The organism is Acinetobacter sp. EKM10A (assembly GCF_011075215.1).
Lineage (GTDB): Bacteria > Pseudomonadota > Gammaproteobacteria > Pseudomonadales > Moraxellaceae > Acinetobacter > Acinetobacter baumannii.
Window position 1 is genome coordinate 1 of sequence record NZ_JAALLK010000038.1, and the last position, 1,566, is coordinate 1,566.

A 1,566-nucleotide genomic window follows, 5' to 3' on the forward strand; every position below is an offset into this window, starting at 1 on the left:
GGACACAACTTTATTGGCGGTTCACGCAGCGCACAAAGTTCCACTTTAATAAAAAGTATTCATGCTACGACTGGTGAAGCTCTGCCTTATGAGTTTCACCATGCAACCGAGCAAGAGGTTAATCAGGCCTGTGAAGCAGCCAGTCAAGCGTTTAAGACTTACCGCCATACGTCTCCTGAACAGCGTGCTACCTTTTTAGAAAACATTGCCGATGAGCTCGATGCTTTGGGTACAGATTTTCTTGAAATCGTGTCACAGGAAACCGCTTTGCCACTTGCACGCCTACAAGGTGAACGTGCCCGTACCAGTGGGCAAATGCGTTTATTTGCTAAAGTGTTGCGCCGTGGTGATTTTTTAGGTGCCCGTATTGATACCGCTTTGCCTGAGCGCCAGCCTTTACCACGCCCAGACCTACGTCAGATTAAAATTGGTGTCGGCCCTGTTGCAGTCTTTGGGGCAAGTAATTTTCCTTTAGCATTCTCAACTGCGGGTGGCGATACCGCTTCCGCACTGGCCGCAGGTTGCTCTGTGGTGGTGAAAGCCCATAGTGGGCATATGGCGACAGCAGATTTTGTAGCGCAGGCAATCGAACGTGCCGTAGAAAAATCAAATATGCCTAAAGGTGTGTTTAACATGATCTACGGTAATGGCGTAGGTGAACCTTTAGTGAAACATCCTTTAATCCAGGCTGTGGGTTTTACAGGTTCACTCCGCGGTGGCCGTGCTTTATGTGACATGGCCGCAGCCCGACCACAACCGATTCCGGTGTTTGCTGAAATGAGCAGTATTAACCCGATGCTGATGTTGCCAGAAGCCTTAAAAAACCGTGGAGAAAAAATTGCACAGGACTTGGCTGATTCAGTGGTTTTAGGCTGTGGTCAGTTCTGTACCAATCCGGGTTTAATTTTAGGTATTAAATCAGCTGAATTTAGCCAGCTCATTAGCAACCTGACTGAAATTATGGGGGCTAAGCCTGCGCAGACTATGCTCAATGCCGGAACCTTAAAAAGTTATACCGCTGGTCTTGAGCACTTAACCCAGCATCAAGGCATCAAGCATTTGGCAGGTCAAACTCAACAAGGTAATCAGGCTCAGCCACAACTGTTTAAAGCTGATGTTGAATTATTGCTGGCAGGTGACCAGCTTTTACAAGAAGAAATCTTTGGGCCAACCACAGTCATCATTGAAGTTGAAGATAAAGCCCAACTCATTCAAGCCCTACAAAGCATGAATGGGCAACTGACTGCGACTTTAATTGCCGATGAAGCTGACTTAACCGAGTTTGCAGATGTAGTTCCTGTGCTAGAGGAAAAAGCCGGTCGATTACTCATAAACGGCTACCCAACAGGTGTAGAAGTGTGTGATGCGATGGTGCACGGCGGGCCATACCCGGCAACTTCAGATGCACGAGGTACTTCAGTTGGAACCTTGGCCATTGACCGTTACTTGCGCCCTGTGTGTTACCAGAACTATCCGCAAAGTTTATTGCCGGAAGCCTTAAAAGACAGTAATCCGTTGCAGATTTTAAGACTGGTGAATGGTGAGATGACTAAAGAAGCGATCTAA

Annotated in this window: 1 protein-coding gene; it reads left to right on the forward strand. The window is 47.3% G+C overall.

The features are described 5' to 3' along the window. Positions 1-1,566, forward strand: a 1,566-nt coding sequence (locus tag G9371_RS18955; RefSeq protein WP_029424031.1) for an aldehyde dehydrogenase (NADP(+)), incomplete at its 5' end; no start/stop codon positions are given.